Below are 19,614 nucleotides of genomic sequence, written 5' to 3' on the forward strand. Positions count from 1 at the left end.
GGAAAACAGGTCAGATAATCATGCCTTGTTCGGAATCGGGGTCTGCAGGGGGCAGGCCGTGTCTGGGCTTGCGGTCCTTGGGGTTCTGGGGGAACTTGACGCCGGCCGCGGCGAGTCCGTCCGCTGTCGTGAGCGGGCCCGCCAGGATGCCTTCGAGGAGTTCGGCTTGTTCGGGCTCGAGGTCGGTGATGCGCCGAAGTGCGGTGAGGAGTTCGTTGAACTCGGAGATCCACTCCTTCGGCCACGTGGCGACATGCACGTCGTCGAGAGGGCTGGTCTTCTTCCCGCCGGGGTCGGCTTTGCGGTAGCCGAACCACTTGCCGATGATGTTGGTTCCGCCGACGTCGTATGCCCACATGCGCTCGGTGACCGGGCCGAACTCGCCCTCGCCAACCTGAACCTTTCCTTCTCCGCCCTCGGAGGGGAGATACGTGATCGTTTGCGGCAGCCCGGTTCCCAAGGGGACAGGTTCACCGGTCGCCGCGGATCGTCGGGCGCGAAGCCGATCTTTCCCTGAGGGCGTCCTTGCGCGGGGTCGGCGAAGGCTTCGCCGTAGGTCGCCGCCCACACGAGCTGGCGCCCGATGTCGCAGGCTGCGCTCCACAGCTCAGGCTCGGCGGTGATCGGCACCCGGATTCCCGGAGTGACCAGCTCGTCGGCGAACCGCGCGGTGAAGGCCGGATGGGATCGCGCCTGCGACGCGCACGGCGAAGTCCGGGCGGGCCCCGGCCTGGGCCTTGTGGGCTTCGTCGTGGACGACGACCTCGAGCCCGGTCGCCTGCCCGATGTTGGTGAGGAACCCTTCAACGGGCCCGCGGATCGCCGCCTCGGGCTGGCCGACGCCGTCTTGGAGCTTGGTGGTGCACTGGTGGCCGTAGTCGGCGATGGCGTTGCGCAGCCAGTCCTCAAGCAATCCGGAGGCTCCGATCCTCACAGGTTGGGAGTGTGGCTCATTCCTACCAACTCGCGACGACAAAGGTCACCGCCTCACTGGCAACCCTCCGCTGACGGTGCGTCACCTCCGCCCGCAACGGTCAGAAGAAGTGCCCGGCTTTGGCCGGCAGCCGCTGTCCCGCAACCGGCCTCAACGGTTGCTGAACTGGGAAACCGCGAACGCCCGACAGGGCGTCGCCTCGTTGAAGCGGAACTCGCGAAGCGGGATTTGCCGTTTCCCTTCGCCGGACACCGGGCGCCGATAGCGTGGCCGCGCCCCGAAGGCGCTACCCGAGACGGAGCCGACGGAAATGAGTATCGACCCGCCTGCCACACGAGTCCTGCGACGTAGCCAGCCGAGTATGAGCGCCGACGACTTCGACCGCCTGCTCCAGGAGCTGGCGGGAGCCGCCGAAGCGCTCCAGGCCGACTGTGCGGAGGCCGAGCGCCGGTTCGAGGAACTGCACGCCGCCTCGGAGAACCTGATGCCGCGGATCTGTGCGGCGACACCTGAGCCCGGAGAGACCATGCCCGGTCCGGGGGAGACCGTTCTGTATATCCGCGAAGACCTGGCTCGCAACGCCTACCACGCCCACGATCGCAAGCTCCGGGAATTCGTCGCATGGTGGGCCGAGGTCGCGGCGCTCGCGGTCCTGGCCGCGGTCTCCGACCGCGCACCGAATCCGGTGCGGGTCATGGCGGCCGAACCGTCCCTGGGGCTGCAGCCCGAGGACCTGCAGCGGCTGCCTCCCATCGACGAGTCCGACCGGCAGCTCGCCGAGTTGAGCCTGCACATGGCCACTGCGCCTCGGGGCGCTGATCACGACGGTGGGGCGGCGGCCGAAACGGCTTACGAAGCGGCGCACCGAGTCGGATTGTCCATCCGCCGCGGTACGGACGGGGTCCCGACGCTGGTCGAGGATTTCATTCCCGAGGCGGTGCGGCGGCGCCTGTGGGGAGCGGCGTGGGACGAGCTGCAGGCTCCCCTGCTGCCCCGAACCGACGAACTCGTCGACGAACTCAACCGGCGGGCAGTCGGTACGGCGGCGGTGGAGGCCGTTGGGGCGGCTTCGCAGGCGGTGGATGCCGCACGCGAGGCGGCCTCCCGCATCGCCGAGGTGTACCGGCGATGGCGCGCCGGCGAGGAGGCGGAGTTCGCCGATGAGGACGAGGCCGAGCCGGTGGAGGAGCAGGCGGCCCAGCTCCCCGAGGCGCTTGCGGAATACGCCCGCGTGCTGAGTGCCCGGCTACCGGAGATCCGCGCGGCGCAACCGGAATGACCGCCCTCGGCTGTCCGCCGAAGCCCCGGCCGGGCGAAGGTTCTTTTCGTGATTATGTTGCTGGCTGACCTGGAGTAACGCGTTCATGGTCCTGGTCGCGCCGCAGACGGCGGCGCCGGATCGGGAGGTGGACTCATGGCGGCAACCACGACGACGGCGGTTGGTGACACGGGCCCGTTGGGGCTGATGCGGCCGGTGCCGCGCGGGTCCGGCGCGGCCCGGCGGGCGTTTTGCGGGCAGCGGGCCGCTGAACGCCCCACACGCGCCACGACGGCCGGGAGCCGCGCGGGGACCGGGGTGGCGCCCGCCGGTCGGCCCGGGCCCCAGGCGGCGCCCGCGGGGCGGGCTCGGGCCGGGTGGGACGCGGGGGCGGCGGTCCGGGCGTTGTTCGGGGAGCTGCGGCGGCTGGGGATGCGGCGGGTCTACGGCTCGGCAGACGTGAAGATGTCGGTGTTGTCGCTTCCGGCCGGGGTGACGGTGTGGGTGGTGGCCGGGGCCTTCACCTGGCGCGACGCGGATGGCCGTGCGGTGTGGTGGTCGGCGGAGGACGCGGTGGGTGCGGCTCGGCGGCTGGCGGCGGAGGTGGAGCAGCGGTGATCACCGCCGCGGTCGGATGACCATCCGGGGGGAGCGGGCCTGCGGCACGCCCGGACGGCCAGAGCAGACCTTCCCGGCCGCCGCGGTAAGCGGGTGTGCTCGCTCGGCCCGTGCTGGCGGGTGATCGAGGTCGGTGCGGGGCGGCTCCAGGGACGGGGGCCGCCCCCGCCTGCGCGTCGCGGCCGGGGACTCGAGGCCGGGCGGTGCGCGGGCGGGGCCGCGCCCCCGAAGGGCGGCAGGCTCCCGCCGCTCCGGTGCCCGGAGGGGGCGCGGTGTCAGGGAGTGTGGCCGAGGTCGGCCAGGAGGGCCTCGGCGGCTGCGGCGGCCGCGCCGGTCGCGGGCGGTTCCCGTCCGAGGCGGCGGGTGGCGCGGGCGACGTTGGCGCACAGCAGCAGGCGGCACAACCTCCCACTGCGGGTAGACAACGGCCCGGCGAACCGGCGCAGGACCTCGTTCGCGATAGGGGGCACCCGCAGGGAGGCCGACCACAGGCAGGCGGCGTCCCACCCGGTCGGCGCCATGCCCCAGCTCTCCCAGTCCAGCAGCATCAGCTCCGGGCCGGTGAGATTCGCATACCCCAGGTCGCCGTGGGCACAGGCCCATTCGTCGGCGGGGATGCGGGTGTCGATCCTGGTGCCGTAGACCTCGTGGATGCGGCGCGTGAGGTGGCCGGGCTCCAGGGCGGTGCGGTCGGTGGTGTGGGCCGCCAGCGCCTCCAGCGCGGTGGCCAACCCGTGCCACCACCCCGGGGCCAATTGGGGGTCGGTGGTGATCTCGCCGGTATCGGAGAGTGCGGGGGCGGGGGCCAGGGTGGTCTCCTCGGCCCGCCACACCACCTGACGGTCGGGGTCGGACCAGGTGGCGGCGGCGATCCAGCGGGGGCGGGGGACGCGGTCGCTGATCGCCGCCGCCGCTGCCTCGGTTCCGATCCAGGCGGAGGGGTCGAGGCGGGTGCTGTGCCGCCAGGACAGGCGCACCCAGGTGCCGGCGTCGGTGCGGAAGCCCGCGGTGCCGTTGGCCCGGCCGTAGTGGGCGGCGGCCCCGACCAGGTGTCGGCCCAGGCGGGTGCGGGCCTGGTGCAGCACGTCGTCGAGGTCCGCGGCCGAGAGGTCGTCCAACCCGCGTGGCGGGGTGCCGGTGTCTGGAGGGGGCATCAGGCGGTAGGCGGTCCTGTCGGGTTCTCCTGCGTTCCCGCTGGGGCGGGCGAGATCGGGAGCATCAGGACGTCGTAGGTCGGTGCGCCTTCCCATGCCGGACGCAACCGGGCCGCCTTCTGCCATCCCCACCGGGTGTAGATCGCGTAGGCGTCGCGGTTCTCGGGGTTGACGAGAAGGGTGGCGCGGGACTCGCGGCGGTTGCCGAGGAGTTCGTCGTGCAGCCCGTGGGCCAGGCCCCGCCCGGTCCAGGGCCGGGCCACCATGATCTCCGACACGGCGAAGGTGCGGGTGCCGTCCTCGTGTGTGAACGCGGGGGGCACCTCGTCGAGGAGGCCGTTCCACCACGCGGTTCCCGCCTCCAAGGGCCATCCCCACGCCTGTCCGACGGGGGTGTCTCCGGCGAAGCCCATGACCAGGTCGAAGCCGTCCCGGCTCGTGTAGGCGTCGAACCTGTGCAGGAACGCATCGACCGAGTAGAACGGGTCTGCCGCGTCGACCCGCCGGGCGTAGGCGTCCCGGTAGAGGAGGGCGACGCTGTCGCGCAGCTCGCGGGCGTCGCGCGGGCCGTATCGGCGGAAGACGATCTCCGCGAGGCCGCTCATCTAGGCTCCTTCCGTTCCACGGGTCGGCGTCAGCGCGAGCGCGTCGAAGCGCTCCACGAACTCCGCGTCCGGCGGGTCCGCGTCGCGGACCGGGCGCAGGCGGTCCACGATGCGGGCCGAGGTGATCTGTTTACTCTCCACCGCGGCCAGGACGGCCACGCCCTCGCTGGTGGAGGCTGCGATGTCGCCTTGGTGCAGCAGCGCCGTCGCGAGATAGGAGCGCCCGAGCGTGCGGTTGCGCGGTGTCAGGCCGTCCTGCTCGAGCGCGGCGGAGTACAGCTCCACGCTGCGCGCCGGCTCTGTGAGGTCGAGCCATCCCTGCGCCTCGTAGGAGTCGACTTCGCCCGGCGTGACGAAGCCGGTCCATCCGGGGTCGGTGTCGTGCGATCCCCGGTCGAGGTCGCGCCGCGCCCGGCCGATCGACGAACGGAAGGCCGCCCGGTCGCCGATCCGGGCGTGCGCCGCCGCTTTGCGCAGCGCCACCAGCGCGTGCAGGCGGGGGGAGGGCTCGCGCCGGATCAGTCCTTCGGCCTGTTCGGCCAGTCGCAGCCCTTCCCGTGCCCGGCTCGTGCGGCCCGTTTCGCGCGACAGGGCCGTGGATTGGGTCGCCATGTTGGCGCAGACGTGGGCGAGGAGTTCGTTGTCGCCCGTGCTGTTGGCCAGCAACTGGGCTTCGGTGTAGAGGTGGCGCGCGAGTTCCTGGTTTCCGGCGTCGTAGGCGACCCAGCCGCTGATGATGCCGATGTCGGCCGTCAGGGTCAGCAGTTCCCGGCCGGTTGCGGCGTTGTAGTCGCCGTTGTCGAGCATCTGCCGTGCCCAGTCCCATTGCGTGAGGGCGTCCTGCAGCAGGGCGCCGCCTCCGACGCTTTGGTCGCGGTTGCGGAGCCCGTGCAGGCACGCGTTCAGCGCGCGGACGTGGGGTTCGCCGATCTTCCTGGAGTGCCAATCGACGGATGCGGCGCCCATGCCCAGTGCCGCGAGTCCGCCCAGCGCCCCGGCGGTGAAGGTTCGGCGGTCGATCTCAGACATGGATGAATCGTCTCCGTAGACCAGAGGCAGGAGCGCTGCGCGGGGGAGCCCGAGCCGATCCACCACCCGCAGCAGCTCGCGCAGATCGTAGGCGGTGTCGCGCCGCCCGTTCTCCACGGTGCTCACGGTCTTCTGCGACCAGTCGACCACCGCGCCGAAGTCCTCTTGGGAGAGCCCCATCGACGTCCGAAGCACCTTGAGGGCGCCCCCGACATCCAGCGCCCCCAGCGCACGCCGCCACTCGGGAGAGTCCCACAGCCACGAAGCCCCCGCGCTCGGGATCGACGCCGCGCCGGTCGTCTGTGGCTTCGCAGACGTGTCCCAAGCCGAATCGCGCATCCTGGCCGCTCCCGAACGATGCCACTTCTTGCGGGCAATCGTAATCCCCGCCCGCATTGCCGTCGGGAGAATGCGGCAGCTCATCGCAGGTACCGGCGTTTATACCGATGTGGACTGAACCAGAGCCGGGCAGCGACGCCACACCGGCCATGGCCATGCCGTGCCTCCGGCGACCAGGATTTGTCTCATGAGCAGCACTTCCCTGAACGGCTCGGCGGCCCGATCGCTCGGCCGGCCTGCGTACTTCGGTGCCTCCTCGGATTCGGCCTCGGTCGATTTCCTCGGCATTCCGGACAGCGTCGCGCTGGTCCGGCAATGGACGCGGCAGGCCCTGACCGGTGGGGTCCTGACCGAGGGCGAGCGGGACGATGTCGTATTGGCGGCCAGCGAGCTGGCGACCAACGCCATACACCACTCCGCCTCCGGGCTTCCCGGCGGCGTCTTCGCCGTGCGCCTGCAGATGTCGGACGTCGCCGTGCGCATCGAGGTCGAAGACCAGGGAGGGCCGGGTACGCCGCAGACCCGCCCCGGCCACCACTGGTCCGAAGGAGGCCGCGGCCTCGTCCTCGTCGCGGCCGTCATGGACGCGTGGGGACCCCTCGGCCACGGCTCGTGCGGAGCCTGGGCGGAGGTGCACACGTGAAGCAGCGCCTCCGCCGCCGGCGGCATCTGCTGCCCGGAGCATCCGTCGCCGACGAGCTGAACCACCTCCGCGCCCGATACCCGGACCGGCTCGTCCACTGGCATGTGGCGACCCCGTCGTCACCGGGCGGCTGGCACTCCCGGAGCACCGCCCTCGCCGCCCCCGAATTCCAGGAACTGGGCATCTCGGTATGCATGAGCGCTCCGAGCGCCACCGGCCTCGCGAACCGATTGGCAGCCCAGGACGCCATCTCGGCCGGCCTTGCGACCGCGATGAATCTCGGGGCGGACCCGTCGGCGGAAACAGACGGCCTGGAGACCGTCCGCTCCGAACTCGCTCCGCTCGCCCACGAACTGGTGCAGAGACTGCGGGTCCGCGGCAGCCTGCGAACACCACCGCACACCTGACGGGCACCTGGGAACCTGCTCGTATTCACGACCGCCGGTCCGTATTCCGCGCAATAGGCGACCGGCGAACGCGAAAACCGGACCGCTTCACCGTTCTCCGCACATGGGAGGGGCCACCTACGATCATGCCGACCGCACCCGCCTCGACTCCGTCCGCACATTCCCTTCGCGCTGCGATGGTCGACAGAACCGTCGCCAAGCGCGCCATGCTGGACATGCCGCCCTTGTCGGCGCCGGAGGAGCAGGCGCTGAGGACGGTTCCCCGCGAGCTGTTCCTCCCCGGCCTGGAGCTGACCGACGTCTATGCCGAACAGGCGGTGGTGACCAAGCGCGACCAGGAACGCGGCGTCGCGCTGAGTTCCGTGTCGGCGCCCGCGATCATCGCGACCATGCTGCACCGCGCCGACATCCGGCCCGGCCACCGCATCCTGGAGATCGGATCAGGCGGCTACAACGCCGCACTGATCCGTGAACTGACCGGAGCGGGCGGCGACGTCACCTCGATCGACATCGATCCCGAGGTCGTCGACCGCGCCGGACGCTTCCTGGACCACGCCGGATACCGCGACGTCCATGTGGCCGCAGCCGACGGGGAGCACGGCTTCGCCCGACGCGCTCCCTACGACCGCATCCTCGTCACCGCCGGAGCCTGGGACGTTCCGCCCGCGTGGCGCGACCAGCTCGCCCCCGGCGGGCGCATGGTCGTCCCCATGCGCATCCGCGGCCTGACACGCTGCCTGACCTTGGAACGCGCCGCCGAGGGGCACTGGAGCTGCGTGGCCGTCGACATGTGCGGGTTCGTGCGCATGCAGGGCGCCGGCGAGCACTGGGAGCCCATGCCCTACCTCAACGACGAGCCCGACCGCCGGGTCGGCCTGCGGCTGGAGGACGGCCCCTCCGCGGACGTCGCCGCACTGCGCCGCGCGCTCGCCCGGGAACCCGACACCGTGTGGTCGGGCGTACTCGTCCAAGCCGAGGAACCCACCGACGACCAAGACCTCTGGATCGCCACGGCCGCCGACGAATGGGCCCTGCTGACCGCCGACCGCGAAGCGATCCGTTCCGGCCTGGTCACACCCACCTGGGCGCTGGGCACGCCCACGCTGCTGAACGCCGACGGCACCGGATTCGCCTACCGCACCCTGCGGCGCCACCCCACACGCGAGGGCCGATGGGAATTCGGCGCAATCGGACACGGGCCGCAGGCCCGTGCAACCGCAGAGCGGCTGTGCGACCTGATGGCCGCCTGGGACCGCGACCTGCGCGGGCGACCGGGCCCGGAGATCACCCTGCACCCCGTATCCAAACCCGATCACCGCCTGCCCGCCGGGCGCGTGATCGACAAGCGGTCCACCCGAATGGTCCTGAACTGGACCGCAACCACTGAAGAAGAGAAGAAGGAGGAGCTGTGAAGCTCGACGTCATCGAAACCCCGAACGGATTCACCCCGGTCTCCGAGATCGGACCGGACACCCAAGGCGACCCCTTCGACCTGGACCTGCAGGTACACGTGCCCGCGCAGTCGGGAGCGCTGTGGTCCATGACCGACGACGGCTGCGACCCCACGTGTGAAAGCGCCTGCTCGCCCAGCTGCACCGACAACGGCAACTGAGTCCGGCACGGCCACTCCGCCACGTCTGCCCCTGGGCGCCGCCGCGCCCAGGGGCACCGTCCCGAAGGAGCCCTGCGTGTACGCACCCCCGGACCCGCCGGCCATGACGCTGCGGGCCACCGCACTGTCCGCCCCCGCCGCAACACCCTGGCCGGATCCAGCGAGCGCGACCTCCCACGAGCTGCGGGCATGGATCCACCGCTGCTGGACACAGGATCCCGGCTTCGCCGAAGCACTCGATGCGGCCAGCCCGTCACTGGCCCGACAGCTCGATACGCTCACCCGCCCCGGTCCCGCACCACGACACGCGAAGGTGCGGCGCGCCGCAATCGCGCTCATGCGGTACCTGCTGCGCACGCAGAACCGCCCCACCCCCTACGGGCTGTTCGCCGGAGTCGCGCCCGTGGCCCACGGAACGGAAACCCGCGCCCACTGGGGGAGCAACCACCAGGCGGTGGCACGGCCGGACGCCGCATGGCTCTCGGCCTACGCCCGCCACCACGCCGATCCGAACCCCCGCGACGTGCTCGTCGCAGCCCACACCGCACACGTGCGGGGAGCACGGCTCGTCCGCCCCTGGGTCCCGAGCCAGGACGACCCCCGCGGAGCCGCGGCCGTATCGGTACGCTTCACCCCCGTCGTCGCCCGAGCGATGCACGCCGCACGCACCCCGGCATCCCCGGCCGCCGTCGTCGACGCGCTGGCCGCGGAGTTTCCCCAGGCCGAGGCCAGCGCCCTTGCGGCTGTCGTCGACCAACTCCGCACCCACGGCATCCTCATCAGCACACGGCGCCCCGCCATCTGGGTCACCGACCCCCTGGAGGCCGCGGCCGAGAACGCCGCCCCCGAATCGCCCCTGCCCGAGGCGTGCGCCGTCCTGGCCGAACACAACTACCTCCGGTCCGACCGGCGCGCACAGCTGCGCGCCGCCGCGACGAGCCGCCTCGGTCGCGCCCTTCCCGGCCACACGGCGCGGTTGGCGGTGGACACACGACTGGACGCCGACGTCACGCTCCCGCCGCATGTGGCCCGCGAGGCGGGACGGGCCGCACAGGTCCTGGCGTCGCTCGCTCCGCACGCCACCGGCACCGCGGCCTGGACCGACTACCACGTCCGCTGCCTGGACACCTACGGGCCCGGCGCCACCGTGGACCTCCTCGAACTCGTCGGCCCCCCCGGCCTCGGATTGCCCACCGGCTACCGCGGCTCCCGCCTGCCCGAGTCCGCCCGAACCGATGGTGAACGCGAAGGCGCCTTGGTCACCGCGGCGTACACCGCCGCCCTCGACGGCAGCTACGAGATCGCCGTAGACGAGATACCGGCCTTGGCGGAGTCGGCCGCCCATCCGCCTCCCCACGTGGAAGTCCGTGCGCAACTGCACGCCGCATCTCCGAGCGCGGTCGACGCGGGCGACTTCGACCTCCGGATCACCGGGGTCTCACGCAGCATCGGCACCCTGACCGGCCGCTTCGCCCACCTGGACGGCATGGCCACCCCGGAGGTCTACCGCGACCTCCCCACCGTCACGCACGGGGCCCTCCCGGTCCAGATACTGGCGCCGCCCATGGCCGACACCGCGGCCAATGTCGCCCGGGCCCCCGTCCTCGCGCCGCACACGCTGGTCATCGATGAACACCCACCTCCCGCAGGCGCCGGCGGCACCGAGACCATCGTCCCCGACGACGTGGCGGTGCACATCGAGGCCGATCATCTGCGACTGCTCCACCGCCCCTCGGGCCGGGTCATCGAGCCCTACCTGGCCTCGGCGCTCGAACCCCACCGCTACACCCACCCCCTGGCCCGGTTCTGCTACGAACTCCCGCGCGCCCGCATGCCCGCCCATCTCGGATTCACCTGGCCCACCATCGCCAGTGCGTTCCGGTTCCTGCCGCGGCTGCGTTCCGGCCGCAGCATCCTCGCCCCGGCGCAGTGGCGCATCAGCGCAAGCGGCCACGACGGGGCCGGACCGCGCAGTGACCTGCCCGACCGGGTCGTGCTCCTCGACGGAGAGCGCTACCTGAGCCTGGACCTGACCCGAGCCGCCCACCGGTACCTCCTCGACGACCACCTCGCCCACAACACGACCGCCATAGTCACCGAGGCCCCGCCCGCGCACGCATTCGGATGGTGCGGCGACCGCGCCCACGAGATCGTCATTCCGCTGCACTCCACCGTCCCGCCCACCCCCGAACCGCCGCGGCTACCGAAACCGGCAGACGCCGGTGCGCCGGTCCCTCAACCGCCGGGAGGCGCCGATTGGGTCGCGGCCCACCTCTACACCGACGCCGACCTGTTCGTCCCGCTGCTGACGGAGCACCTGCCGCAGCTGTGGACCCTGCTGGGAGAGGTCCCGGACTGGTGGTTCGTCCGCTACCGCGACGCCGACGGTCCGCACCTGCGTCTGCGCGTACGAACCGGCGGCCGAGCCGACGCCGTGACCACGGCGTTCGGTACGTGGGCGCGGTCCCTCCACGCGCACGGGGCGCTGCACGAGATGACCCTGTCCACCTACCGTCCCGAAACCGGACGCTACGGCTGTGGCCCCGCGATGCACGCCGCCGAGGACGTCTTCGTAGCCGACTCGGCAGCCGCCGTAGCCCAGCTCGAACTCGCGGCAGGCGACCAGAGCCGCACACACGCGTTCGCTGCCGCCTCACTGATCGACCTGGCGATCGAAGCGGTGGGCACGACATGGCTGCTCGACCACCTGCCGCGCTCCGGCGAACCCGTGGACCGCAGCGCCCACGCCCTGGCCGACCGCACTCTGACCGACCTCGACCGGCACCCGGACCAGGTACCCGGAGAGCTGGCGAAAGCGTGGAAGGAGCGCACCGACGCCTTCACGTCCTACCTCGGCGATCACTCCGCACCGGTCCAGGCGGCCCGGCGGGTGCTCCCATCGCTGCTGCATATGCACCACAACCGGATCGCGGGCCCCGACCGGCCCGACGAACGGCGCCTTCTCGCATTGACGAGAGCGGTCGCCCTGAGCCGTCACGCTCGCCAACCCCGCGATCGGCCATGACCACGTCCAGCGACACAGGCTTCCCGGAGCCGCCGGCCGAGCCCGGTGCCATCGACGCCCGACCGCTGCTGTCGCTGGGCTTCGGGGCCGCAGGGATCGCACTGACCCACCTCGCTCGGGGCTCGGGCCGCTCGCATGCCTGGATCATGGCGGCCACCGCCGACGGAGTCGACACCGGAGGCCGCGCGACGCTCTTCCACGGGCTGCCCGCCCTCGCCTTCGTGCTGTCCCACGCCCAGCCGGAGGACTATCCGCACGCCCGGCGCACACTGCTCGGGCACCTGCAGAGCCTGGCGCAGCGGCGCACCGAGGCCGCTCACGCCCGCATCGATCAAGCGAAGCCCGCCTCATTCGCCGAGTACGACCTCATCAGCGGGCTGACCGGGATCGGCGTGGCGCTGCTGCGTACCGACCCGAACGGCGCGGCCCTCGAATCGGTGCTGCGCTACCTCGTCCGCCTCACCGAACCCCTCCGGACACCGCAGGGGCGCCTGCCGGGCTGGTGGGCCCGTCACGACCCGTGGGGCAGCGACAGCCGCGACTTCCCCCACGGGCACGCCAACCTCGGCATGGCCCACGGTGCCGCCGGACCGCTGGCGCTGCTGTCGCTGGCCTACCGGTCCGGGAAGGAGGTCCCCCGACACGTGGAAGCGATCCGGCGCATCTGCGCGACCTTGGACTCCTGGCGCCGCGACGCGCCGGGCGGACCGTGGTGGCCGGGCTGGGTCGCCCACGGGGACCACGCTCCCGGCCTTCGCCGCCCCGGCCCTCCGTCCTGGTGCTACGGAACGCCGGGTCTCGCCCGCGCCCAGCAACTCGCCGGGCTGGCCCTCGCCGACCGCGCCCGATGCCGCATCGCCGAGGAAGCACTCGCACGGTGCCTCGACGATCCGGTGCAGCAGGCCCTCCTGCAGGAGAACGGACTGTGCCACGGTCGCGCCGGCATTCTGCACGTCCTGCGCCGCATGGCCGACGATCAGCGCCCGGACGGTGGACGCTGGGACCTCGGCGCCCATGTCGGTCCGGTCCGCAGTTCGCTGCTGCGCTCCGTCCACGGCGACACCGGCAACGGCTTCCTCGAAGGACGAGCCGGAGCCGTTCTCGCCCTATCGGCTCCCGACAGCCTTGAAGCCCCCGACTGGGACAGCTGCCTGCTCCTGTCGTGCTGACGAGTATGCGCAGGTGAGCGGATTGGACAACCCGACGGTGTGGCCTATCCGGCATTCTTGATCACTCTGAGCTGCCGGATTCCGGTTGTGCGGCCTGTAGCGGCTGGTTAGAGTCACCTCCGATTTCAGAGAGTGAAGGTCTGGCTGCGTTTCGGATTGAAGGTGGCGCGTGCGGTATGCCGTTGGGGCGGCGGTGGCGGGCCTTGTCGTGGTGGCAGGCGGATGCTCAGCGCAGGAGCACGAAACGGAGGCGGAACCGTCGCCGAGCGCCGCTGCAACGCCGGCGGCCAAGGCGCAGGCATTGGAGGCATACCGGGGCCTCATGGGGGCGATCGTCGAGGGCTCGCATAGCGGCGCTGACGACCATCCCGACTTGGCGTGGCACGCCAAAGGGCAGGCGCTCCAACATGCCGACGACTTGCTCGACGGCACGCAAGCGACAGGGCGACCGGTCCTCAGCCCGGAGGTCGCCAGCGTCGATACCGCTGCGGAGCCGCCTACGGTCGTCGTCAAGGACTGTGCCGACACCTCGGATTGGCAGATCGCGGACGAGGATCTGGAAGAACTCGGTCCTCTGCCCGATGCGGACGGCCCCCGCCCGATCACCGCGACTGTCACCGAGGAAGGCGGCGCCTGGCAGGTCGCGAAGCTCGTGTTCGGGGAGTACGGCGCATGCGAAAGGTAAGGGTGGCGTGCGTCCTCTCGCTGTCAGCGGCAGTCGCTTTCGCGGGAGCAACGACGCCCGTCGGCCAGGCCCATGCTGACGGCGACTTCCTCGTGCGCTCCGAGTGTGCTGAAACCGCGTGCGACGTCCAGGCACGATCAGAGCGACCGAGGACGGATGGCGGTGCGACAGACGCGCCAGGTGGCGCGGCCCCGTCGTCGGGTTCGGTTCCGCTTGAGCCGGAGTCGCGGTGCAGTGAGCCGGAGAACGGGCGGGCGCACTGCACGACGACCCTGTCCGTTCCAGCCGCCGGTGGCGGGAACGGCGTCGATGGGGCGGCGCTGGCCGATCAGGCGCGGGCGCGGTTGGAGCTGCCGGATCCCGACATCGGATCGGCGCCGCCGATGGGCGGGATGATGGTGGTGCGGTTCCCCGTGTGGCTCTGGATCGAGGAGGACCAGTGGGAGCCGCGTAGCGCGGAGGTGTCGGTGGCGGGCGGGTCGGCGTCGGTGACGGCCGCTCCGCGCGAGGTGGTCTGGGACATGGGCGACGGGAGCGAGGTGGCGTGTGCGGGGCCGGGGACGGTGTACGACTCGGCGGTGCACAGCCCCGGGGCGGAGTCGCCGGATTGCGGTTACACCTACACGTTGTCGTCGAGGAACCGGCCGGGCGCCACCGACACGGTGACGGCCACCATCGTGTGGGACGTGGCGTGGGAGGCCTCGTCCGGTCGGGGCGGGGAGCTGGAGCCGATGGAGACGAGCGCTTCTCGGGAGGCGGAGGTGGTGGAGGTGCATTCGCTGGTGGTCGAGGGCTGACCGTCGCTCATGCGACGGCCGGCGGGTGAGGCGGTCGTGTTTGATGTACGGCCTGCTTTGCCGCGCGATTCGGTGTCGCGATCGCGCGTGTTCGGAACATGCCGGGTGGCACATCTCGGTGCGCGCTTGAGAGTGTGCTCCCGGGCGCGATAATCAGCGCGGGGAAGGGTGTATTCAGGAGCGCACGCCGGGACATGGAACCGGGCGCCACAGGTTCCCTGAATCCCGTAGACGAACGGCCCGTCCAGCGGCCGTCCGCCCCGGTTTCCCGGCTGGCCCGGTTCGGCTTTATTTCATTCTTCCTGCTGTGGATGAACGTTCTGCCGATGCTGGTCGAGGTGTATTCGGACTATGGCGGAGCCGATCCGGCGAGGCGGGCGTGTCGGTGGCTGCGTGTGGGTGTCCGGGGATTTGCGGTCGCCGATGGAACGGCGCCGTTCGGGTGCGCCGATGTGCGCGGGAGCATCCTTCCGGTGCTCGGGGAAGTAGGGCGGTCGCGGGTCGATGCGGGGGTGTCTGCTTTACCGCCTGATTTGCCGCGCGATTTGGGGCCTGATTCGGGGCACGCACGCGCCACGTTTTGGGGCCTGATTCGGGGCACGCTTGAACGTGCCCCCCAGGTGTGGTGATCAGTGCAGGTCAGGATGCAATCAGGGGATAGGCCGGTGCACAGAACCAGAGACCACAGGTGTCTCTGGTATCCGTAGGGTGCGGGCCGCCCGGCGGCCCGTTCGTCCCGCTGTCCTGCTGCCTCGGACCGGCTATTACTCCGTTCATCGCATTCATCGTCCCTTCCTCTTCATTGCTCTCCTTCTGTTTCTTTGTATCTTCTTTGTTTCTGTGTCCTTCCGTCTCGCCGGGTTCGCGTATTCCGGGGCCCATGATCACCCAGAACGGAGTCGTTCGCGGGTTGTCGGATGTTCGCCGGCGGGCCCCGGAAGCCTTTCCCGCGCGTGCGCGGTTCCTCCTATGCGCGGGCGCCGCGAAAAAAGTTGCCGGAACGGTTTGACATTCACGCCGGACCCAAGTTGCTCTTGGTGGTGTCAGCGGGAACGCCGACGGAAACCGCAGGGCGGAAACGCCGAACGGCTTGACTCGGCAAACGGACCCAAGCGACGTTTGGGTTTCCCGAGGGCGACGGAATCCGACCGCCCCGAAAAAAGGGAGGTAATCATGGGCGAGAAGCGAGATGTTTTCTGTCCGGAATGCGAGGAGCCGGTCCAGGCGCAGCCGCCGCGGATCTGGGCCTGCGGGACCGACCGGCCGGCCTACAGCCACCTCGACGGCGAACCGCTGTGCCCGGTGATGACCGGCGCGGGTTACCTGCCCGCCGAACCGGTCACCCAGGTCCCGGCCGAGTAGACCGCGGGGCGGCCATTCGCCCCGTAGGAAAGAGCGCCCGCGCCCGAACACCCGGCGTTGAATTCCACCTCACTACCGGGGTGGGCGCGGGCCCCACACAACAACCCTGTGTAGTTAGGAGTGTGCTGTGCGCACCATTATGCCGCATGCGGCGACCATCACGGTCACCCCCGAGCACGTCAGGGCCCTGGAGGAGGCCACCCTGGGCAGCCTCCTGGTCTGGTACGAGGCCACCAACCGGGTGACGCGCACCCGCCCCGACGACGTGCCCGGCCCTGAGGGGATGATCATCGCCGGGATCGACACCCCGAACGGGATCATCGAGCAGGCCATCGACAACGGCGACGACTACTCCGACGCCTACATGGCCAGCAACCTCACCGACATCGCCAACGACTCCCTGGCCGACTGGCCGCGTGTCAAGGCTCTGACTCCCGCTGTGACCGACCTGCGCACGGACCTGTCCCTGCGGTCCTGCCACCTGGCCGACGGTCCTCTCTCCTGCGAGGTCAAAGGCGAGTACTTCCTCACCGACACCTACCGGAGCGCCCACCGCCCCGAGGTGATCCTCCAGGTCACGATCGCGTTCATGCAGACCTCACCCACTCGTGTGCGCATCCTGCGCGCCGACGGGCGCAGCGAGGTCATGCGGTTCCACCTCGACCTGCAGGGCCCGCGGCCCGGCATGTCCAGCCGCCTGCTCACCGGGGCCATCGAGGCGGCCTTGAGCGCCCTGCCCTCGGTCTGAGTCGACCGCACACCCGGGGCGCCGCCGCCCGGCGGCGGCGCCCCGCCCCAGACACCCCTTTTACGCACGTCACGGAGTATCTCTATGTCTGAATTCCCGGACACTTTCATGTCCCACGCCGCCGAGGCGGTCCTCTACCCGGACCAGGTGATCACCGCCTACGCGGGCGGGCCGGGCACGGTCATCGTCTACAGCTGCCACGACCGCCGCTACCGCACCGTCCTGGCCGAGCAGAAGCTCAACGCCTTCGAACCCGACGAGGTCGTCGTCTGCGGTTACGGCGACATCGAACAGGCCCGGGTTCGGGCCCGCGCCGCGGGCCTGACCGTCCGGCAGGTGACCTGGTCCCTGGCCGAGAACTGCCGGGCCCACCTGGAGGCCTGGGCCGATACGGAGCGCCTCGCCGGTCTGCCCCCGGTCCTGGACCTGCGGCGCGAGCTGGCCCGGCGCGGCTTCTGCCTCAACTGGCGCAGCGAGCTGACGGTCTGCGACCGGGCGTGCGTCACCCGGGACTTCTTCATCCACACCCGTGTCCCGACGATCACGGCAGCCGTGCGCCACATGCCTCTCGGAGAGGGGCGGGCCGAGGTGCGGGTCGACCTTTACGACATCGCCGCGGAGTTCGCTTCCTTCAGCGCCCCGCTGCAGGAGGGCCTGGTGCGCACCCGCGCCAACGAGATCACCACCGCGCTGTACCGCTACCTCGGCCACTGACGTATCCGGCGGGCGGGCGCGGCCCCCGGCCGCGCCCGCCCCACCGCCCGACCTCATGAACCACTCGAAACGGAGTAGCACCATGCGCACCACCGACAGCATCGACGTTTTCCTCGACCGGGCCGTCGAGGCCCCGATGACCCTCGAGCAGGTCCTGCGCTGCCTGAACGCCGGTCCCGGATCCGCCATCGCCTACCACGAGCACCGCGGCCGCCCCGCCTACCGGATCATCAACCCCGAGCGGATCCGGCGGGTGCCCGAGCCCGAGGCGGTCATCGTCTGGGGCCACGCCGACCTCGCCGAGGAGATGACCACCCACCGCGCCAACGGCGAAACCATGGACGACCTCCTGGACGCCCTCGCCTACACCGCATTCGACTACCTGGGGGACTGGTACGACCAGGGCCCGGTGCCCTTCGCCCCGATCGAGCGGGTGCGCGCGGCGATGCACACCGAGGACTTCCTCCTCGACCGCCGCAGCGACCGCTGGGCCACCGACCAGACCCGCATCGTGCGCGACCACTTCGTCTACTGGCAGGCCCCCTACATCACCGCAACGGCGAAGTACGCCGCCGACGCCCAGGGCCGCCCCACGCGCATGCTCCTGCGCGCCTGGGACCTGGGACGCCAGATCAAGGGCCTCGTCGTCAACGGCGACGGAGCCGACTCCCAGGACCACGTCGACCACCTCGTCGCCACTGCCAAGGCCCACGCCTGGCGCTGACACCCGCGGGCGGGGCGGCCCCGGGCCGCCCTGCCCGCCGGGCACCGGCCGATTCCGCATCTTCGAAGGGACCGATGACCATGGCCAGCATCGCTGTGCGCACCGACATCCTCACCTGCCTGCACGGACGCACCGCCCCCGCCACCGCGGCCGAGATCGCCGAGGCCACCGGCCGCGGTCGCTCGACCGTCACCCAGGCCCTGCGCGGCCTGGAGACCGACGGCCGCGCCGCCCGCACCCGCAGGAACCACGAGCCGGGCAAGCGCGTGGCCGACCTCTGGAGCCTCGCGGCCACCGGCGCCGCCACCGAGACGGAGGCCGAGGCCCCCACCTCGCCGGACCCGGACAACGACGCCCCGGCACCCGCGGCCGAGTCGCCGGCCCCGCCCGAGGCCCCGGCCGCCGCAGACGCGCCCGACACACCGAAGGCCGCGGCCGCACCCGCGCCCACCGCCGAGGAGGTGCCCGCACCGCAGGGCGCAGAGACGGCCACCTCGTCGCCGAAGTCGGAGGCACCCGCATCCGCGTCCGCTGCCCCACAGGCGGCTGCAACGGCGACTACGGAGAACGAGGCCCCGGCACCAACGCCTGCGGCCCGACCGGCCGAGGCCACCGATGCCACTGGGGCCGGGGCGCAGACCAACAAGATCAGCCGCACGAGTCGGCTGGAACCGGGCGGGTTGCGGCAGATCGTCAAGGCCGTCCTCGCCTCCGAGCCCGGGGAGGAGTTCTCGCCCACCGAGATCAGCCACCTGCTGCGCGGACGCAGCGTCGGCGCGATCCAGAACGCCCTGGCCCGGCTGGCCAAGGACGGCGAGGCCGAGCTGACGTGTGAAGCCCCGCGCCGCTACAGCGCCGCCTGACACCAGGGCGGGTGCCCGGGCGCGTGTTCATCCGCCCCGGGCGCCCGCCCTTCGTGCTTGCCCGGAGGCCGTGGAGGTCTTCGGGTGCCTGCGTTCGTGGGGTGGTTGTGGTGTGTGCGGTGTCCAATCCGGCGGCGGGTCCGGCTTTGTTCGGGGGTGTCAGGGCCCTTCGGGGCGGGTGTTTGCGAGGTGGGTGGATGCGGCGGGCAGCGGGACGACCGACGGCTGGTGGGGATTTTGCGGCCGGTCGGGGACGGGGCGCGGGTGCCCGTGGGCCGAGGTGGCGGTGTGTGGGCGGTCGACCAGGACCGCCCCAGTAACGGTCGGGATGCGCCCCCGGCGGGGGCGCCCCCACGGGCCTATCGGGGCGCGTGCGGACCGGACCGCGTCCCGTGTCGCCCCTGGAGCGGCCCGGCCGGACGCGGGCTTGGGCCGTTGGGGGCCGCTCGCCCGGATCACCCCCGAAGGCCCGCAAATCGGGCGGCGGTGGCGAGGTTCTTCGTGGATCCGATGGGTGAGTCCACGAATCCGCTTGTGATCGGGGGCGGAGTGGAGCGGCCATGGGGCCGCTCCCGCACCGGCGGGAGCGGCCGACCACGCCGCACCCTCGAAGCACGCACCGGAAGGAGGAGGAGATGGGAATCACCGGCGATGGGCCGGGGCGGTCGATGACCGCTGAGGAGGTGGCCGAGTTGCCGGTGGTGCTGGATCCGGTCACCGCCGGACGCCTGCTCGGGATCGGGCGCACCAGCACCTACCGGCTGCTGGAAACCGGCGCGTTTCCCGCCCCGGCCTTCCGGGCGGGCACGCGGTGGCGCATCCCCACCAGCGGGGTCTGCGCGCTGCTCGGGCTCGCCTACCCGCCCACCGGCGGGACGGGCACCCGCGGGGGTGGTCGGCCTTCGGATTCTGAACAGGAAAGGTGACC

The 19,614-nt window shown here is 71.5% G+C and carries 22 protein-coding genes and 1 pseudogene; 15 read left to right on the forward strand and 8 right to left on the reverse strand.

The features are described 5' to 3' along the window. Positions 1 to 10: 10 nt before the first annotated feature. The 3 genes and pseudogenes from HNR25_RS26645 to HNR25_RS26650 form a co-directional block, all read right to left on the reverse strand. The gene (locus HNR25_RS26645) at positions 11 to 568 is read right to left on the reverse strand and encodes a type ISP restriction/modification enzyme (RefSeq protein WP_376767551.1); all 558 of its coding nucleotides are present in this window, start codon (positions 566 to 568) and stop codon (positions 11 to 13) included. 11 nt (positions 569 to 579) lie between these two features. Next, positions 580 to 630, reverse strand: a pseudogene (locus HNR25_RS27160) (hypothetical protein); the annotation flags it as partial. Then, positions 608 to 934 carry a hypothetical protein gene (locus HNR25_RS26650; RefSeq protein ID WP_281387603.1) on the reverse strand — a complete coding sequence of 109 codons (327 nt, stop codon included), beginning with the start codon at positions 932 to 934 and terminating at the stop codon, positions 608 to 610. The pseudogene HNR25_RS27160 and the gene HNR25_RS26650, both read right to left, overlap by 23 nt. Before the next feature lie 361 nt (positions 935 to 1,295). On the opposite strand from HNR25_RS26650, the gene HNR25_RS19380 reads away from it, so the two are divergent. Together HNR25_RS19380 and HNR25_RS19385 are read left to right on the forward strand one after the other, a co-directional pair. Beyond that, positions 1,296 to 2,213 (forward strand): hypothetical protein, encoded by a 918-nt coding sequence (locus HNR25_RS19380; RefSeq protein ID WP_184637416.1) that lies wholly within the window; start codon positions 1,296 to 1,298, stop codon positions 2,211 to 2,213. A gap of 384 nt (positions 2,214 to 2,597) precedes the next feature. Beyond that, positions 2,598 to 2,810, forward strand: a complete 213-nt coding sequence (locus tag HNR25_RS19385) for a hypothetical protein (protein WP_184634740.1) — start codon at positions 2,598 to 2,600, stop codon at positions 2,808 to 2,810. A 275-nt stretch (positions 2,811 to 3,085) separates the two neighbouring features. Here the strand turns inward: HNR25_RS19385 and HNR25_RS19390 are convergent, their stop codons facing one another. Genes HNR25_RS19390 through HNR25_RS19400 form a run of 3 tightly spaced genes read right to left on the reverse strand, consistent with a single transcriptional unit; the run spans position 3,086 to position 5,937 of the window. Then, the gene (locus HNR25_RS19390; RefSeq protein ID WP_184637418.1) at positions 3,086 to 3,964 is read right to left on the reverse strand and encodes a protein kinase family protein; all 879 of its coding nucleotides are present in this window, start codon (positions 3,962 to 3,964) and stop codon (positions 3,086 to 3,088) included. Continuing rightward, the gene (locus HNR25_RS19395) at positions 3,964 to 4,569 is read right to left on the reverse strand and encodes a GNAT family N-acetyltransferase (RefSeq protein WP_184637420.1); all 606 of its coding nucleotides are present in this window, start codon (positions 4,567 to 4,569) and stop codon (positions 3,964 to 3,966) included. The genes HNR25_RS19390 and HNR25_RS19395 overlap by 1 nt, the downstream gene beginning before the upstream one ends. Continuing rightward, complete coding sequence (locus HNR25_RS19400) at positions 4,570 to 5,937, reverse strand: helix-turn-helix transcriptional regulator (protein WP_184637422.1); 1,368 nt, start codon at positions 5,935 to 5,937, stop codon at positions 4,570 to 4,572. A 187-nt stretch (positions 5,938 to 6,124) separates the two neighbouring features. Between HNR25_RS19400 and HNR25_RS19405 the strand changes: the two genes are divergently transcribed. The 7 genes from HNR25_RS19405 to HNR25_RS19435 all read left to right on the forward strand — a co-directional run bounded on the left by HNR25_RS19405 (position 6,125) and on the right by HNR25_RS19435 (position 13,478). Then, complete coding sequence (locus tag HNR25_RS19405; RefSeq protein WP_184637424.1) at positions 6,125 to 6,580, forward strand: ATP-binding protein; 456 nt, start codon at positions 6,125 to 6,127, stop codon at positions 6,578 to 6,580. Further along, the gene (locus tag HNR25_RS19410) at positions 6,577 to 6,987 is read left to right on the forward strand and encodes a hypothetical protein (RefSeq protein WP_184637426.1); all 411 of its coding nucleotides are present in this window, start codon (positions 6,577 to 6,579) and stop codon (positions 6,985 to 6,987) included. Before HNR25_RS19405 ends, HNR25_RS19410 begins: the two co-directional genes overlap by 4 nt. 125 nt (positions 6,988 to 7,112) lie before the next feature. Further along, complete coding sequence (gene fxlM / locus HNR25_RS19415; protein ID WP_184637428.1) at positions 7,113 to 8,399, forward strand: methyltransferase, FxLD system; 1,287 nt, start codon at positions 7,113 to 7,115, stop codon at positions 8,397 to 8,399. Continuing rightward, positions 8,396 to 8,599, forward strand: a complete 204-nt coding sequence (locus HNR25_RS26915) for an FxLD family lanthipeptide (RefSeq protein ID WP_184637430.1) — start codon at positions 8,396 to 8,398, stop codon at positions 8,597 to 8,599. Before fxlM ends, HNR25_RS26915 begins: the two co-directional genes overlap by 4 nt. Before the next feature lie 76 nt (positions 8,600 to 8,675). Continuing rightward, positions 8,676 to 11,624 carry a lantibiotic dehydratase gene (locus HNR25_RS19425; protein ID WP_184637433.1) on the forward strand — a complete coding sequence of 983 codons (2,949 nt, stop codon included), beginning with the start codon at positions 8,676 to 8,678 and terminating at the stop codon, positions 11,622 to 11,624. After that, positions 11,621 to 12,793, forward strand: coding sequence for a lanthionine synthetase C family protein (locus HNR25_RS19430; protein WP_184637435.1), 1,173 nt, complete (start codon positions 11,621 to 11,623; stop codon positions 12,791 to 12,793). The genes HNR25_RS19425 and HNR25_RS19430 overlap by 4 nt, the downstream gene beginning before the upstream one ends. Positions 12,794 to 12,962: 169 nt before the next feature. Beyond that, on the forward strand, positions 12,963 to 13,478 hold the full coding sequence (locus HNR25_RS19435; protein WP_184637437.1) for a hypothetical protein: 516 nt from the start codon (positions 12,963 to 12,965) through the stop codon (positions 13,476 to 13,478). Between the two features lie 328 nt (positions 13,479 to 13,806). On the opposite strand, the gene HNR25_RS19440 is transcribed toward HNR25_RS19435, so the two are convergent. Both HNR25_RS19440 and HNR25_RS19445 read right to left on the reverse strand, forming a co-directional pair. After that, complete coding sequence (locus HNR25_RS19440) at positions 13,807 to 14,001, reverse strand: hypothetical protein (protein ID WP_184637439.1); 195 nt, start codon at positions 13,999 to 14,001, stop codon at positions 13,807 to 13,809. 96 nt (positions 14,002 to 14,097) lie between these two features. After that, entirely contained in the window at positions 14,098 to 14,286 is a 189-nt protein-coding gene (locus tag HNR25_RS19445) for a hypothetical protein (protein WP_184637441.1), read from the reverse strand. A gap of 1,162 nt (positions 14,287 to 15,448) precedes the next feature. Here HNR25_RS19445 and HNR25_RS19450 point away from each other — a divergent pair. From HNR25_RS19450 to HNR25_RS19475, 6 genes are all read left to right on the forward strand, one after another. After that, positions 15,449 to 15,637 (forward strand): hypothetical protein, encoded by a 189-nt coding sequence (locus HNR25_RS19450; protein WP_184637443.1) that lies wholly within the window; start codon positions 15,449 to 15,451, stop codon positions 15,635 to 15,637. A 127-nt stretch (positions 15,638 to 15,764) separates the two neighbouring features. Beyond that, positions 15,765 to 16,385, forward strand: coding sequence for a hypothetical protein (locus tag HNR25_RS19455; protein ID WP_184637445.1), 621 nt, complete (start codon positions 15,765 to 15,767; stop codon positions 16,383 to 16,385). An 84-nt stretch (positions 16,386 to 16,469) separates the two neighbouring features. Beyond that, on the forward strand, positions 16,470 to 17,099 hold the full coding sequence (locus HNR25_RS19460; protein WP_184637447.1) for a hypothetical protein: 630 nt from the start codon (positions 16,470 to 16,472) through the stop codon (positions 17,097 to 17,099). An 82-nt stretch (positions 17,100 to 17,181) separates the two neighbouring features. After that, entirely contained in the window at positions 17,182 to 17,823 is a 642-nt protein-coding gene (locus tag HNR25_RS19465; protein ID WP_184637449.1) for a hypothetical protein, read from the forward strand. A gap of 80 nt (positions 17,824 to 17,903) precedes the next feature. After that, the gene (locus tag HNR25_RS19470) at positions 17,904 to 18,686 is read left to right on the forward strand and encodes a helix-turn-helix domain-containing protein (protein WP_184637451.1); all 783 of its coding nucleotides are present in this window, start codon (positions 17,904 to 17,906) and stop codon (positions 18,684 to 18,686) included. 635 nt (positions 18,687 to 19,321) lie between these two features. Continuing rightward, positions 19,322 to 19,612, forward strand: a complete 291-nt coding sequence (locus tag HNR25_RS19475) for a helix-turn-helix domain-containing protein (RefSeq protein WP_184637453.1) — start codon at positions 19,322 to 19,324, stop codon at positions 19,610 to 19,612. The last annotated feature ends 2 nt before the right edge of the window (positions 19,613 to 19,614 follow it).

Origin of the sequence: Streptomonospora salina (assembly GCF_014204715.1) — a bacterium.
GTDB lineage: Bacteria > Actinomycetota > Actinomycetes > Streptosporangiales > Streptosporangiaceae > Streptomonospora > Streptomonospora salina.